The organism is Alkalicella caledoniensis (assembly GCF_014467015.1).
GTDB classification, from domain to species: domain Bacteria; phylum Bacillota; class Proteinivoracia; order Proteinivoracales; family Proteinivoracaceae; genus Alkalicella; species Alkalicella caledoniensis.
Map to the genome: position 1 here is coordinate 310,905 of NZ_CP058559.1, position 15,385 is coordinate 326,289.

General features: G+C 36.4%; 18 protein-coding genes. 2 read left to right on the plus strand and 16 right to left on the minus strand.

Annotation, left to right across the window (positions count from 1 at the left end; all coding sequences use genetic code 11):
* Nucleotides 1–10: 10 nt before the first annotated feature.
* The 15 genes from era to HYG86_RS18250 all read right to left on the minus strand — a co-directional run bounded on the left by era (nucleotide 11) and on the right by HYG86_RS18250 (nucleotide 12,360).
* Nucleotides 11–904, minus strand: coding sequence for a GTPase Era (gene era, locus HYG86_RS01580; protein WP_213169049.1), 894 nt, complete (start codon nucleotides 902–904; stop codon nucleotides 11–13).
* Nucleotides 897–1,316 (minus strand): cytidine deaminase, encoded by a 420-nt coding sequence (locus tag HYG86_RS01585; protein ID WP_213167221.1) that lies wholly within the window; start codon nucleotides 1,314–1,316, stop codon nucleotides 897–899. Before HYG86_RS01585 ends, era begins: the two co-directional genes overlap by 8 nt.
* A gap of 1 nt (nucleotide 1,317) precedes the next feature.
* Nucleotides 1,318–2,361, minus strand: coding sequence for a DUF881 domain-containing protein (locus HYG86_RS01590; protein WP_213167222.1), 1,044 nt, complete (start codon nucleotides 2,359–2,361; stop codon nucleotides 1,318–1,320).
* A gap of 48 nt (nucleotides 2,362–2,409) precedes the next feature.
* A complete protein-coding gene (locus HYG86_RS01595; protein ID WP_213167223.1) occupies nucleotides 2,410–3,102 on the minus strand; it encodes a diacylglycerol kinase in 693 nt (230 codons plus the stop codon).
* Between the two features lie 4 nt (nucleotides 3,103–3,106).
* Nucleotides 3,107–3,538, minus strand: coding sequence for an rRNA maturation RNase YbeY (ybeY, locus tag HYG86_RS01600; protein ID WP_213167224.1), 432 nt, complete (start codon nucleotides 3,536–3,538; stop codon nucleotides 3,107–3,109).
* Between the two features lie 15 nt (nucleotides 3,539–3,553).
* Nucleotides 3,554–5,623 carry an HD family phosphohydrolase gene (locus tag HYG86_RS01605; RefSeq protein WP_213167225.1) on the minus strand — a complete coding sequence of 690 codons (2,070 nt, stop codon included), beginning with the start codon at nucleotides 5,621–5,623 and terminating at the stop codon, nucleotides 3,554–3,556.
* Between the two features lie 19 nt (nucleotides 5,624–5,642).
* Nucleotides 5,643–6,584, minus strand: coding sequence for a PhoH family protein (locus HYG86_RS01610; RefSeq protein ID WP_246451853.1), 942 nt, complete (start codon nucleotides 6,582–6,584; stop codon nucleotides 5,643–5,645).
* A 26-nt stretch (nucleotides 6,585–6,610) separates the two neighbouring features.
* Nucleotides 6,611–7,786, minus strand: coding sequence for a sporulation protein YqfD (gene yqfD / locus HYG86_RS01615; protein ID WP_213167226.1), 1,176 nt, complete (start codon nucleotides 7,784–7,786; stop codon nucleotides 6,611–6,613).
* The gene (gene yqfC, locus HYG86_RS01620) at nucleotides 7,786–8,079 is read right to left on the minus strand and encodes a sporulation protein YqfC (protein ID WP_213167227.1); all 294 of its coding nucleotides are present in this window, start codon (nucleotides 8,077–8,079) and stop codon (nucleotides 7,786–7,788) included. Before yqfC ends, yqfD begins: the two co-directional genes overlap by 1 nt.
* Before the next feature lie 190 nt (nucleotides 8,080–8,269).
* Entirely contained in the window at nucleotides 8,270–8,644 is a 375-nt protein-coding gene (locus tag HYG86_RS01625; RefSeq protein ID WP_213167228.1) for a hypothetical protein, read from the minus strand.
* 12 nt (nucleotides 8,645–8,656) lie between these two features.
* Entirely contained in the window at nucleotides 8,657–9,637 is a 981-nt protein-coding gene (floA, locus tag HYG86_RS01630) for a flotillin-like protein FloA (protein ID WP_425489239.1), read from the minus strand.
* A gap of 24 nt (nucleotides 9,638–9,661) precedes the next feature.
* Entirely contained in the window at nucleotides 9,662–10,966 is a 1,305-nt protein-coding gene (locus HYG86_RS01635) for an NfeD family protein (RefSeq protein ID WP_213167230.1), read from the minus strand.
* A 391-nt stretch (nucleotides 10,967–11,357) separates the two neighbouring features.
* Nucleotides 11,358–11,801: a GatB/YqeY domain-containing protein gene (locus HYG86_RS01640; protein ID WP_213167231.1), complete on the minus strand. Its 444-nt coding sequence runs from the start codon at nucleotides 11,799–11,801 to the stop codon at nucleotides 11,358–11,360.
* A gap of 15 nt (nucleotides 11,802–11,816) precedes the next feature.
* A complete protein-coding gene (rpsU, locus tag HYG86_RS01645; protein WP_213167232.1) occupies nucleotides 11,817–11,993 on the minus strand; it encodes a 30S ribosomal protein S21 in 177 nt (58 codons plus the stop codon).
* Between the two features lie 139 nt (nucleotides 11,994–12,132).
* Nucleotides 12,133–12,360, minus strand: a complete 228-nt coding sequence (locus HYG86_RS18250) for an HIT domain-containing protein (RefSeq protein ID WP_213169053.1) — start codon at nucleotides 12,358–12,360, stop codon at nucleotides 12,133–12,135.
* A gap of 97 nt (nucleotides 12,361–12,457) precedes the next feature.
* On the opposite strand from HYG86_RS18250, the gene HYG86_RS01655 reads away from it, so the two are divergent.
* Complete coding sequence (locus HYG86_RS01655; protein ID WP_213165411.1) at nucleotides 12,458–14,200, plus strand: IS1634 family transposase; 1,743 nt, start codon at nucleotides 12,458–12,460, stop codon at nucleotides 14,198–14,200.
* 149 nt (nucleotides 14,201–14,349) lie between these two features.
* On the opposite strand, the gene HYG86_RS01660 is transcribed toward HYG86_RS01655, so the two are convergent.
* A complete protein-coding gene (locus HYG86_RS01660) occupies nucleotides 14,350–14,679 on the minus strand; it encodes a histidine triad nucleotide-binding protein (protein WP_213167233.1) in 330 nt (109 codons plus the stop codon).
* A 191-nt stretch (nucleotides 14,680–14,870) separates the two neighbouring features.
* Between HYG86_RS01660 and HYG86_RS01665 the strand changes: the two genes are divergently transcribed.
* Nucleotides 14,871–15,365, plus strand: coding sequence for a hypothetical protein (locus tag HYG86_RS01665; RefSeq protein ID WP_213167234.1), 495 nt, complete (start codon nucleotides 14,871–14,873; stop codon nucleotides 15,363–15,365).
* Nucleotides 15,366–15,385: the final 20 nt, after the last annotated feature.

A 15,385-nucleotide genomic window follows, 5' to 3' on the forward strand; every position in this document is an offset into this window, starting at 1 on the left:
ATCTACACCACTACTGGTCTTTGTCGTTTAGGCCGAACTCGTTTATGGCTCCTGGTAAGTCTCTCCAGTTCTTTTTAACTTTAACCCATACTTGGAGGAATACCTTGTTGTTGAAGAAGTCTTCTATTTCGATCCTTGCTCTTTTACCAATTTCCTTAAGAAGCTTGCCTTGTTTACCAATAATTATTCCTTTGTGGGAGTCTCTTTCCACATAAATATTGGCTGATACATCTAAAATACCATTTTTCCCTACTTCCATTTGGAATACCTCAACAGCAACACCGTGGGGAACTTCTTCCCTAGTTAGCTGAAGGATTTTTTCACGGATCATCTCCTGTAGAAGGACTCTCTCAGGTTGATCTGTTATCATTCCTGCTGGATAATACTGTGGCCCTTCTTGTAAATAATCATTTAATAGTGTTACAAGTCCAGTTGTATTTACACCTTCAAGGGCTGATATTGCAATTATATCACTGAATTTGTACATGGATCTTAATTCCTCAATTCTTGCCTTTGCTAAATCTTCAGAAATTTTGTCTATTTTGTTGGCTACCAAGATAACAGGTGTCTCTCTATTTTGCAGGCCTTCTAGTATAAAGCTATCTCCTCTTCCTATGGGCTCTGATATGTCAGTAATAAATATTATGGCATCCACATCTATGGTAGAGCTTCTAGCAGCTTTTACCATGGCTTCACCTAGTTTGTGCTTAGGTTTGTGTATACCAGGTGTATCTATAAAAACTATTTGATATTCATTTCCTGTTAGAACCCCATGGATTTTAGTTCTTGTGGTTTGTGCTTTGTCTGATGTTATAGCTACTTTTTGTCCCAGTAATTTGTTTAATAGCGTTGATTTTCCTACGTTTGGTCGGCCTATTATTGAAATAAATCCTGATTTAAACATGTTTAACACCGGATAATGATTTAGGAGTAAAAGCACCAGGTAAAAGTTCTCTTACAGAAGTCAACTGATATTCTCCTGACTCATTTGCTAGTATGACTGGGGCTTGTTGTTCTAAAAATTCTGCTATAACTTGTCTGCATGCACCGCAGGGTGATGCTAGTATTTCACCTTTACAGATAACTGCTATTGCTTTGAAATCTTTCTTACCTTGGGAAACACTTTTAAAAAGTGCTGTTCTTTCTGCACAGTTGGTTAATCCGTAAGATGCATTTTCTATGTTACAACCTGTGATTATTTCATCATCAGTTGTAAGTAAAGCTGCACCAACTGGATATTTTGAATATGGTACATAGGCATAGTCCATGGCTTCTTTTGCTGCAACAATTAAATCTTCAATTATTTTTTTATCCATATTATCTCCTCCTTGCGTATGCGGGTAATGTTAGCTTTTCCTCATTGTCTATTTGATAAACAATACCCCTAGGCTCAATGAATGATCTTACATATAGTGCCAAGGCACTTTCTAAGTTTTCAACGTTACCTACGGCTTGAATCACGATGGGCTCAACACTTATGGGTTCATAATCAACGTGGATTAGAGGTCCCACACAGCGAATAGAACTAGTAGTTGTAAGTCTTCTACCGCCAACTGATATACCAGTTGCTCCAGCACTAAACAACTCATTAACAAGTTCTCTAAGATCTGAATCATGCACTATATAAAGGTTCCCGAATTCATCGGGGTTATCATAGAGTCTTATGGTTAAACCTTCTCCACTCATTTCAGCATGACCCGATGCTATCCTAAGGGATTCTATCTCAGCTTTTAGGCTATCTACTTCTGATTTTAAGCTTTGTTCTCTTTCTTCAACTGAACGAAATGTAGTAAGTCTAGCTACTCCATTTTCCACTTCGACCTCTAAGTTTCTTTCCCAAAGTACAGGTATACTATCTACGTATTCTTCTATACTTACCTTAGTCTCTGCTGCTAACAGTCCTTCATCATTTATCCTAAGTTCACCTGCACTGTTAAAGGACACCCCTATTCTCTTAGGGTCAACTACAGATGAAATCCGTTGATCATAGCTAATTAGTGACAAGATTATGTTTGCTTGTCTGGCTTCTGCTTCCCTACGGATAACAGATTGCACGTCACTACCTTGATTAAGAACTATCCTTGCCAGTTCATCGTTGTTAGTGGAAAGATTTATATCATACATAAATTTAGATAAACTATTTTGCACTGCTGAGTATTCAATTACGCCCCAATCTTTAGCTACTCTCTCATGGTACTCAACTAGTGATAAGGCATACTCTTTTGCTTCGCTAAAGCCCTGTCCCTTCTTTGTTCTAATATCTGAAAAAACATTGAGCAGCAAAAAGCCGTTTATTGCTAAAATTAGTACCAACACAACGGATATTACTGTAAGCTTTAAATCAACTTTCTTTGTGTACACTTTTAAACCCCCTCCTCTTATTTTCCACCCTAAATCCCCATTGTATTACTAAAAAACACTGAAAAGTACCAGTGCAAATAAAGTGCCTAAAATAGCTCCTACCATAACTTCAAAAAATGAATGGCTATTGTGGGAAAGGCGGTTTTGGGCAATCATTAGTGATATGGCGAAGCTGCACATGGTCAAAAACAAATTCTCGGAAATAAAAAGCACGGCTACCCCGAAGGCAAATGCAACGGCAGTTTGCCCACTGGGTAAGCCTACTTTAGATTTTATATCGTAAAAAACTGCCTTTATTATTATTATCAATAACATAAGTATACCTATGATACTAACATATAAATACATGGGTAATCCCCGTATGGATAATAGTATGTTTTCTGTTATTAGCTCAAACTTATCATGAAATAGTACATATCCCACTGCTATGGCGTTTATGGACCCCACTAATACAGCACCAGCAGCAACATTTTTAGCTATTTTTGCAAGGGGGTGATATTTGTCTGTTATAAGATCAATGGTAGCTTCAACTGCAGTGTTTATTAGCTCTAGGGAAATAACTAAGGAAACAGTAAAAAACAATACTGCCAGCTCTAAACTAGAAAGTCTGACAATAAATCCTAATAGTAGAACTACTAACGCCACAAAATAGTGAATTCTCATATTTCGTTGAGTTTTAACACTGTAGATTATACCATCTACTGCATAGCGGAAACTATGCAGTACTTTTTTTAGTTCCAAAAAATTACCCCCTGACTATATTTAGCCTTTGAAGTACTTCTTCCTCTTTCTTTCTCATTTCCTCATCAGGTTCATCGCCATGATCATAGCCTAAAAGGTGTAACAAACCATGAACTGTAAGAAAAGCAATTTCCCTTGTCAGACTATGTTGATACTCCTGTGCCTGCCTTCTGGCAGTATCTATGGATATATATATTTCCCCCATAAATTCTGGTACGTCAAAGGGAAAGGACAATACATCTGTAGGGTAGTCTTTCCCTCGAAACTTTTTGTTAAGATTTTTTATAAAGGGATCATCCACAAAGATGATATTTACTTCAAAGTCCCCTTGTATATTTTCTGTTTGTACTACTTGTCCACATACCTTTTCTATGAGTTCTTCATGTTCTTGGTCTATTTCAATATTATCGATTGAATCTATAACTGGATATATCACTAATATAACTCCTCCTTATTTTTGTGGGTATTGGATTCTCTGATGGAATATTCCCAGTAAAACTTTAGCGAATTTCTCTTTAATCTTTTTAATATCAGCTAGGGTTAGGTCACATTGATCTAACTGACCATCTTGAATTTTATCCTCAATAATTGTGGAAATAATGTCATTAATTTTATCTTTTGTTGGCTGTTTTAAAGACCTTACTGCGGCTTCCACGGAGTCAGCTAGCATAATTATAGCAGCTTCCTTTGTCTGTGGTTTTGGTCCAGGATATCTAAAGTCTGATTCGTTTATTTCTCCTTCACCTTGTTCTTTAGCTTTGTGGTAGAAATAAGCTATTTTTGTGGTACCATGATGCTGCTGAATTAGATCTATAATTACTGGTGGCAAACCAAACTTCGATGCTATACTCACACCTTCTTTGGCGTGATTAGTTATAATTTTTGAGCTCTCTAGGGGTTTCATACTATCATGAATATTTTCATTGCCAAGCTGATTTTCAATAAAATAATATGGTTCAGATACTTTACCTATATCATGATAATATGCACCTACCCTAGCAAGGATAGGATCGGCTCCTACTTCTTCAGCTGCAGCTTCTGCTAAATTACCAACTATAATGCTGTGGTGGTAAGTTCCTGGCGTCTCTATCAATAGTCTTTTCAAAGCACCATTATTTGGATTAGCCAGTTCTAGTAAACGGATGGAAGTGGTTACACCAAATGCACTTTCTAAAAAAGGTAGTATACCGATGGTAAGTATGCTAGATAGTAATGCAGCCACCATTCCCATTATTATATCCAATGATATGTTTTTTATAAAGTCTGTTGCTCCTTGAAAACTTCCTGTTAGTAAAGAAAGAGCTATTAAAGTCAAGCCGTTTGCAGCTGCTATTATAACTCCGGCACGGGTTAAGTCAGAGCGTTGATTCACCTTTCTCACAGAAAACACTGCTACTGTGCCAGACGTCAGCGCAAGTATAATATAGGTAAATTCATTCCCAACTATAATACCTGAAAAAATTGCTAGTGGAATTGTAAGGAGTAAAGCAATATTTCTATCAAATAATATGGTAATAAGTAAAGGTGCTAGTGTTATGGGAATCAGGTAGGCTGAGAAATAGCTAAAAGCTTTAGATAATAGTAAGGTTAGGCAAAAGATAATTCCCAAAAGTAGCAGCTTATGTGAGTCTACAAGTATACTCTGATTGTAGATATTCAAATATACACCTATGATTATAAATACAATACCAATAAGTAACGCAAGCCCAAGGTAATATCCAAAGTCTTGACTGGAAGTTTCTTGTAGACCAAGAGCCTCAAGCTGTCTTATGTGAAGCTCTGTTACAACCTCACCTTGATCTATAATTTTTGTGTCTTTAAGTATCTTAACCTCAGTTACTTCATTTAGGGCTTGACGTCTATCCCTTTCAGTGGCTTCTGCAGAGTATAATAAATTTGCCCTTACTAGGGGTACGTTTATATCTATCAAAAGATCCCTTATATCCCTGTCTGTTGTTAGAAGTGTTAACTCATTTATGACTTGATTTTTTGCCCTGTCAATGCTTTCAATTTTTATCCCTTGGCTTAAGTTACGCTCTAGTATTTCATATGTGTTTGTATAGATGTATTCCCTTTGTTCACTAGTTAAGTTAATAAACTTACGGACGTGACTTATTTCAATTTCTTCTGATAGGTTCTCTTTTATTGCTTGTAGTAGTAGTTCTTGCTCTTGCGGATCTTCTTCTATGGCTGCTTCTTCTAAGGATGCATAAGTTTGGTTTAACCCACTTAAAGCAGCCACTGTTATTGAGGCCTCTAGGTTATATACCTCTGGGACTGCAGCAACGGCTTCATCTTCAGCAAGTTTTGTTAAGTACGGGTCCACAACTGTTCTAGGGGCATAAATTGTGGCTGGGGAAACTTGAGCTACTTCTAATGAGTATTTTTCAGGCAGTAGTCCCATGGCTAATAATGCATAAGTTGTCATAAAAACCAGTATGCATATTAGATAGCGATATGGCTTGGACTTTCTAAGAATCATTGAACTTTTACCTTTGAATTTGTTAATAAAGTTAATCACTTTCCCCCACCTCTAGTTCTTATTGTGTTTTTTCGTAGGCTTGTATTATGGCAGTTACTATAGGGTGCCTCACCACATCTGAGTCAGTGAGGTATACAAATTCTAACCCCTCTATATCCTTTAGCACTTTACTTACTTGTTTTAAACCTGAAAATTTTCCCTTTGGTAAATCTATCTGAGTCACATCACCTGTTATAATAGCCTTCGAACCATAACCGAATCGTGTTAAAAACATCTTCATTTGTTCTGGAGTGGTGTTTTGAGCTTCATCTAATATTATAAAGGATCCTTCCAGTGTTCTTCCCCTCATATATGCAAGGGGTGCTACTTCTATTATACCCTTCTCCATGTATCTTTGGAAGACTTCCTGCCCTAGCATATCGTTAAGACCATCGTATAATGGCCTTAAATATGGGTCTACCTTCTCTTGCAGGTCTCCAGGCAAAAAACCTAGTTTTTCCCCTGCCTCTATTGCAGGACGGGTCAGGATGATCTTGTTTACCTTTTTCTCCTTCAGTGCCCTTACAGCCATGGCTATGGCTAGGTAGGTTTTACCTGTACCCGCAGGGCCTATACCAAATATTATATCATTTTTTTTGATTGAATTTATATATTTTATCTGACCTATTGTTTTTGGCTTGATCTTTTTCCCTTTAAAGTTTGTTATGATAACTTCTTGCAGTTCAACCATGTTTAGTGATTCACCCTTTACTTTCATGTTTATTAAGTAGCCAGCTTGCTGATCATCTAGGTATCCATTCTCATCTATCAATGATATTATCTCAGATATAATTTCCCTGACAGCTTTGGCTTTCTCTCCAGTTAATTCAACACCTTCACTGTGTATATTTATACGGATATCATAGCACTGTTCAAGTTTAGCTATGTTTTTTTGTCCTAAGGAATTTAATCCCCTAAAAATTTGGTAATTGTCTATGGATATATTCTCTATTGATGTCAAAGTTTGACCTCCTAAAGTCTTATATTTTAATTAATTCTTTGTATCTGCCCAATATCCTCTATGGTTTCTAAAATAACTTTAACCCTTACTATATTAGGTTCCTTTTCGATAACAGTGATGGTTTTATCTTCCACAGATATATCTTTAGGTAATTTTGCTTCTGCTGCTTCTATTGCCCTTTCCCTTGCTAGGGTTTCCATCTGGTTTGGGCTATATTTTACTTTTTTTGAAACTACCTCATTATAGGTAACTGTTATTACTTGTAAGGGTAGCTTTGACTTACCTATTTTCAGTACATCAATTTCTTCCTTTTGATTATATTTTTCAAAGGGAACCTGTTTACCAGGTACCTTTATCTTTCTTCCTAAGGCACTTATGTATGTCACCTTATGGGTGTTTTCAGTTTCAGTGTATACAGTTTCTTCATTTTTCGCTTCTCCATAGCCATCATACCAGACTAGTGCTGCAACTATACCAAAAGACCTTACTTGCATATGGGTACGGGACTCTTCATTAAACATCTGACCTGTTACAAGTACTTGCCCTTTAGTAACTGTCTGACCTTGTTCAACTTGCCTCTCACCGGAAAGTACTAGAATTTTATTTATAACACCATCTTTGGATGCTATGAGGTTAGAGGGACCCTTTTCCGAAGCATCCGCTGGGTCTTTTTCAACTACTTCCACTAAAACTTGGGTACCTGTCATGTTAATGGAAACCCAAGCTATCTCAGGATATTTTACTTTCAGTTTCTGCTCTAAGTCTGCACTGTCTAATTTGTATTTAAATACTCCAGGGCTTAGATTATGATCCTTTAAATATTGGGTAAATTCTTGGTTATTTATAGTCTCAATCCCTTTTACTTCCACAAACCAAATAAAGGAAGATAATAGGTATAATGTTAGTATAAACAAAATTAGACCAAATGCAAATATTTTTCTCCGCAATAGTTTATGTAAAAGGAAGGGAAGTCCCCTCTTTTTTGTAAGACGAATTTGTATGTTAAGTTTTCTACACACATACCAAAGTTCCTTATACCCGTTTATGGTAAGGTTTAGCCTAATATATTTATTCCCGCGCCTTATATTCCAAAGGTGAATTTTTCTTTCGATGGCAATATTTATTAGCCTTTCAGCTTTTCTTCCATAGACTCTTATTGTTACATAACCCTTTAAAAAATACAATAAACTTAATATGAACATTATTTTTCACCTTCTATATTTATAAATTCTATGGATTTTATCTCACCGTCAATCATAAGGTCTTCACTATAGATGTTTCTTATAACTAGATTTGTTCCTTTGATTTCTAATTCACCCTGGGGCAAACGTATTTTGACTAAGTTTTCCTTAAACTCCCTTATACCTTGATGATTTTCTATATATAGTTGCAGTTGGCCTATTACAATTATTCGAGGTAAGTTGAGAACAATATCCTTTGGAACATCAAAAAAATCTGCTATACCTCGCTTAATTTTATCTCCTGAAGCCGCCATGAACAACACCTCCTATTCTATATAAAATTATGCGAAAAAAGCCAATGCTATAACTCTTTTTTTAAGTTGGGAACTAGAGTTAGGAGTTGGGTGCTACAACGCAGACTATGTACTGTGTAGTTATTTTGCTTCTTTATATAATGACTTTGTTCTTTCAAACAAAAAAAGAAGCGCGGTTGCGCTTCTTTTTTTAACGGAATTTATGCGGTTTTTTAAACCTTGGTGATTCTAGGATTTCTGACATGATTATTCCTTTGACTACGTCGTCAGTGTTTTCAAATATCAGGCCAGAGCCTTCTTCTTCATCTAAATCCTGAACCTGAAGTTCAATATCTTCGTATTTAGTAGTTGGTTCTATTCTTCTTCTTGATGGTTTAGGGGTGTTGATTGTTTTTTCAATCGTTCTAGGCTTTATTTCTTTTGGTTTTTCCTTTGGCCTAGCTTCTTCAGGGTATCTTTCAATCTTTGTGGGTTGAATGACGGGTTTTTGCCCTTTACCCTGTTCTGCGAAAGATTTTATTAGTGAAAAAACCACTCCAAAGATGATAAAAAGTATCAGTTCCATAGTTCATTACACCTACTTACCAGAGTTGCCTTTATCGTCTTTAGACCCCTTTGAAATTGATTCTCTCATTTGTGTATCTGCATTTATGTTGCGAAGTTGATAGTAATCCATAACTGCTAGATTACCTTCCCTTAAGGCTTGAGCCATTGCTCTAGGAACATCGGCTTCTGCCTCAACAACCTTAGCACGCATCTCTTGTACTTTTGCTTTCATCTCTTGTTCTTGAGCTACAGCCATTGCTCTTCTCTCTTCAGCTTTAGCTTGAGCTATTCGCTTATCAGCTTCTGCTTGATCTGTTTGTAACTCAGCACCAATATTTTTACCGACGTCAACGTCAGCGATATCAATGGATAGGATTTGGAAAGCTGTACCAGAGTCCAGTGAACGGTTAAGTACGTTCTTAGAAATGGCATCTGGGTTTTCTAATACCTCTTTGTGGGTTGTTGCAGAACCAATGGTTGTAACAATACCTTCACCAACCCTAGCGATAATTGTTTCTTCGCCAGCTCCACCTACTAATCTGTCGATGTTGGCTCTAACTGTTACCCTGGCCCTTGCTTTTACTTCAATACCGTCTTTTGCAACGGCTGCAACAACTGGTGTCTCGATTACTTTAGGATTAACACTCATTTGAACAGCTTGAAGTACATCTCTACCAGCTAAGTCAATGGCAGTAGCCCTTTCAAAGCCTAGGTCGATATCTGCCCTTTGTGCGGCTATAAGAGCGTTTACAACTCTATCAACATTTCCACCTGCTAGGTAGTGGGCTTCTAACTTATCGATTACTAAATCCAGACCAGCTTTATTAGCTTTAATTAATGGATTAACAATTCTTGCGGGAATAACTTTTCTAAATCTCATACCAACAAGGTTAAATAATCCAATTCTAACACCTGCTGCCCATGCTGAAATCCACAGTCCAACTGGTACAAAGCTTAAGATCAAAGATAAGAAGAAAATACCTAGACCTATAAACACAAGTACAAAAATCATAGTTTCTGTCATGTTCAAAACCTCCTAATCATTTTTTTTTACTACTATATTGTTACTCCCGACTTTGATAACATTAATCTTATCGCCAGAAGAAATATAGCCACCTTCAGTCACCACGTCATATCGTCTGCCTTCTATTTCTACTGTTCCAGCAGGTCTAAGGGGTGTTATTGCTATTCCATCTTTGTTTAGTAATTCCTCATATTTAGTTGATGCCACATAGCCTTCTTCCACATTTTCCTTTTGTTTGAGAACTAGTCTATCCCAAACTTTTGTCTTAGATAGAACTTTCCAAAAGGCAAACAATAATAAAATGGTGAAAAGACTAGCTAAGCCAAGCATCATCACACCTTCAGAGAAAGTTCGAGCGGTAAATATTACACTAACAAATACCAAAGTAATCCCTCCTGCTCCCAATAAGCCGAATCCGGCTACGAAAATTTCGGCTATTAATAAGCCGATCCCCAGTAAAAATATGATTATATATTCCCAATTTGCAAAGCCTGCTATGATGTGTCCTCCGAAAAACAAGACAAATGCCGATATTGAAACTATACCTGCAACACCAAAGCCTGCTGTAAAGATTTCTAAAACAAGGGCAGCCATTCCCACAGCCAGTAACAGTGATGCTATTTGTGGGTTTGTAACAAATCTAGCTAGTCTTTCTGCCCACGCTTGTGAGAAAGTATAAACAGTTGCATCACCGTATGTTAGATCCGTAAGGAGTTCTTCGAGGGTTCTATACGTACCTTCGCTATAACCATACTGTGAGGCTTGTAAAGAGGTTAGTGTTAGAAGTTGACCTGCTCCTACTAAACCTTCTATTTCTATTTCCCTACGCACCATGGCTGAAGCTATCTCTGGATCCCTTCCATTAGCTTCAGCTAGGGTTCTCATCTGTCCATCCCAAGCAGATATTATTTTTTCGGATGCCCTTTCCCCATCTCCAGTTATTACCTCTGCATCTCCCATGGTACCAGTAGGAGTCATGTATATACGATCACATGCCAAAGCTAAAAAAGCTGCGGCAGAAAAGGCGTCGTTGTTCACAAATGCATATATGGGAACTTTAGAAGCTAGTATAATATCTTTTATCTCCCCAGCTTCATTTACATAACCACCAGGGGAATTTATTTCAAGGATTATTATATCAGCACCAGACATCTCAGCTTCGTTTATGGCCCTATTTAACACCCTAGGTAGTGCTCCATCTATAGCCCCCTGAACTGGTACAACATAAACTAACTTGTCACTGGCATTTGCAGTATTTGGAATAAACATAAGGGATAAAACCGTTATTATTAAAACAAAAGAATATAATCTTTTCATTAACCCACCACCTTTTTATGAAATAGTATTAGGAATTATAATCTCCTAATTGACAATCATTAATATTAATACAACTTATTATATGTTTAATTCTAGATTAACAGGACAGATTCCTGCATCTTTCTTATTATTTACAAAAATATATGTAATATTTAGGTATTGAAAGATGGGGAATTACCTTTGGGCTAAAAAACAAACTAACTTCACTAAAAACGGAACACTATCACACTAAGATAATAAAACCTTTGGACACCATCAACACCAACTAAAAAAAACACCATGTAAACCAAGAGATATGTAAGGCGGGTCGAAAGTGTAAACATTTATATATTAACTCTGATACCCTGGATTTATAATGAGTAACCTAATTTAGATTAAAAAAGCTATCCTATTAGGATAGCTTTTCTTTTACTAATTGGTTGACAAGTTTTCCATCGGCTTTTCCTTTTACTTGAGGCATTACCGCTTGCATCAACTTGCCCATTTCTTTTATAGAAGAAACGTTAGTTTCCTTGATTGCTTTATCTATTATACTCTCTACTTCTTCTTTAGAGAGCTGCTCAGGTAGATATGCACTAATTATCTCAACTTCTTGCTGAAGCTGGGTAGCTACATCTTCGCGGTCGGCTTTTACATACTCTTCAATAGAGTCACGACGCTTTTTACATTCTCTACTAAGAACATCAATGATTTCATCATCTGTCAAGGGATTACCTTTAGAGATTTCTGCATACTTCATTTCTGAACGCATCATTCGAATAACAGACAGAGCTAATTTGTCTTTGGATTTCATGGCAGTTTTCATATCTGCCGTCAGGCGATCAACCAAGTTCATGGAGTATCCTCCCTTTTAGAACTTCTTTTTCTTTTTTGCTGCCTCTGCTTTTTTCTTACGCTTAACGCTTGGTTTATCATAGAATTCTCTTTTGCGGAGTTCTGAGAGAACGCCTGAGCGTTGGCATGAGCGTTTAAAACGCCTTAGGGCATTATCCAGCGACTCGTTTTTGCCAAGTTTAACTTCAGCCACCTTAGTTTCCCTCCCCTCGCTACAAACCATACAATGTATTACATGAATTGTACTGGATATATAGTGTAAAATTTTATATAACAATATCATTATACATAAAAGGATATAAACTGTCAATAAAAACCTATTGACCTTATTTTTAGCCTGGAGGCCACTTTAGTTGCCTTTTGCCAAGTATGTGAAAATGCAGGTGATTTATTGTTTGGCCACCTAGTTCTCCACAATTATTTACTACCCTAAAGCCATCGTCTAAGTTTTGCTCTTTGGCGATTTTTTTGATTGCATCAAATATATGTTTTATCTCCTGAGAGTCTGTTTCGGGTCTTTGACAGTTGAATAGATGAAAAGTTCTTGTAAGCCTTAATATAGGCTTATTTTTTTGTCAAACTTTACATATTTTTAGTGCACAATGTTTAACAATGTGTTATGATATAAGTAGTTGTTTGTAAGGGTGGTGTAAAAAAATGAGACTACAAATTGTTAGTTCAAAAAATGCCGCATCTTTATATGTGGTTAAGTCTATTTACGAAAATGGAAAGCGCTCTTCTAAAGTTGTTGAAAAGCTCGGTACCGTTGCTGATTTAGAAAAAAAATTAATCGACCAAGATCCCATAGAATGGGCAAAAAATTACGTAGAAGAACTTAACAAAAAAGAAAAGGAAGAAAAAAGGGAAGTTCTTGTAAAGTACTCCCCCTCAAAACTTATTGATAAAGGTGAACCACGCTTGTTTAACGGCGGTTACCTATTCCTGCAAAAAATATATCATGATCTTGGGCTACACAAGATTTGTATGGAAATATCACAAAAATATAAGTTTGATTTTGATTTAGACTCGATTCTTTCCAGGCTTATTTACGGTAGAATTATCTTCCCTTCTTCAAAACTTGCTACATATGAGCTTTCTAAAAAGTTTATAGAACAACCCAAATATGATTTGCATCAAATATACAGAGCTCTTGAAATTCTTGCTAAGGAGACAGACTTTATCCAGTCCTCCTTGTACAAAAATAGCTTGAAGGTCTCCAAAAGAAATACCGGCGTTCTTTACTATGATTGCACCAATTACTTTTTTGAAATAGAGCAGGGAGATGGTATAAAGCAGTATGGTCCGTCAAAAGAACACAGACCAAACCCGATAGTCCAAATGGGGCTATTCATGGACGGGGATGGCATTCCTCTGGCTTTTAGCATTAACAGGGGGAATATGAATGAGCAACTGACTCTAAAACCATTGGAAAAGAAAATCGTTTCTGATTTTGAGCTTTCTAAATTTATCGTGTGCACAGATGCTGGGTTGGCTTCAGAAGCTAATCGAAAGTTTAACGACAAGGATGGTCGAGCTTTTATTACCACACAATCTATTAAAAAATTAAAAGCACACCTGAAGAAATGGGCTCTTGATCCTGATGGCTGGAAACTTCCAGGCAGCAAAAAAAACTATGATATTTCTGAACTCGATGAAATGATAGATAAGGCTACTCCTGAAGATAAAGCAAAAATAAGTGCAAAGGTCTATTTCAAAGAACGTTGGATCAAAGAAAATGGCTTTGAACAAAGATTGATTGTAACTTATTCGATCAAATACAGGGATTATCAGCGCAAAATCCGCAACTCACAAATAGAACGTGCTCAAAAGACTATAGATACAAACCCGACAAAAATCAAGAAATGTAATGCTAACGATTACAAAAGATTTATTCATAAAACGAGCTATACTCCTGATGGTGAAATTGCAAAGAAAGAAATATACAGCATTGATCAAGCTATCATCCAAAAAGAAGAAGCTTTTGATGGTTTTTATGGAGTTTGTACAAATCTTGAGGATGATGTACCTGAAATAATTAAGGTAAATCACAGGAGATGGGAAATCGAGGAATGCTTTAGGATTATGAAAAGTGAATTCAAAGCAAGACCTGTATTCTTAAAAAAAGATGACCGTATTGAAGCACATTTCAGCACATGCTTTATATCTTTAGTCATCTATAGAATGCTAGAAAAGCGACTTAAAGAGGAATTTACCTGTCATGAAATTATTAGTGAATTAAGAGATATGAATTTCAAAGAAATTAAGGGAGAAGGATATGAGCCCTTATATACTAGAACCGATTTTACCGATGCTTTACATGAAGCCTTTGACTTTCGCACAGACTACCAAATTGTAACAAAAAGCAAGATGAAAAAGATTCTAAAAGATACAAAGAAGTAAAAAACATTATTCACTTTTTTGACAAAAATTAAAGCCTACAAACCCTTTATTTTCAAGGGATTACAGGCTTTTTTTAATCATCAAGTGTCAAACGTGGGATTATACATAAAAGGATATAAACTGTCAATAAAAACCTATTGACCTTATTTTTAGCCTGGAGGCCACTTTAGTTGCCTTTTGCCAAGTATGTGAAAATGCAGGTGATTTATTGTTTGGCCACCTAGTTCTCCACAATTATTTACTACCCTAAAGCCATCGTCTAAGTTTTGCTCTTTGGCGATTTTTTTGATTGCATCAAATATATGTTTTATCTCCTGAGAGTCTGTTTCTAATATATTAGGGTAGTGCTTTTTAGGGATTACTAGTATGTGCACAGGTGCTTGTGGTTGTATATCTTTAAAGGCTACTGTGTGAGGATCTTCGTGTAGTAGCTCAGCACCAATTTTTCCAGATGCTATATTACAAAATAAACAGTCCATAGGTCTCACCCCCTCTAGTATAGTATTTCTATATACAGGATAAAAATTCCTTTTTTTGTGGGAGATACTTTTGGGGTGTAACTGGGTTACCTCCTGACTCCTGACTCCTAACCCCTTAGTTCCCAAAAAATAGCATTATAATCCCCTTTGTTGCATATAAATTTAGAAGAAAAATTAAGGGGGAACCTTTTATGTCAAAAGTTATGGTTTTTGAAGGTAAAAGACTCATTCCGTTGTTTATTCTTTTGGTACTTTTAGTGACTGTTTCTGTTTATGACTCATTATTTTCTACTGCTGAGCCTGTGAGTATACCTGGAGATAACGTGCATTATGTAAGTGTAGAGCAGGGTAAATTATATCCACAAAAGCAATTGGTTATAATCGACAATACCGAAAGCTGGGTTGCTTTTCTACAAAATAACAGTATCTCACACCCTGATTATTCCTTTGATCCAAATAACCAAGTAGCAGTTATAACCATGAACTTCCAAATCCAAAACATTTTAACTAGTAACGACGACCTAGGCCGCAAAGTGCTAAATGTAATCTGTAGCGAAAAAAATGCTTACTACAAGATTTACATACTACCTAAGGATCAACATGTGGATTCTAAGGATGCTAATTGGGTCTTCTATGATGAAAAAGGGAATAGGTTAGACCAAATAAAAATCAGGGTAAACCCATAAGGGTGTACCCTGATTTGATT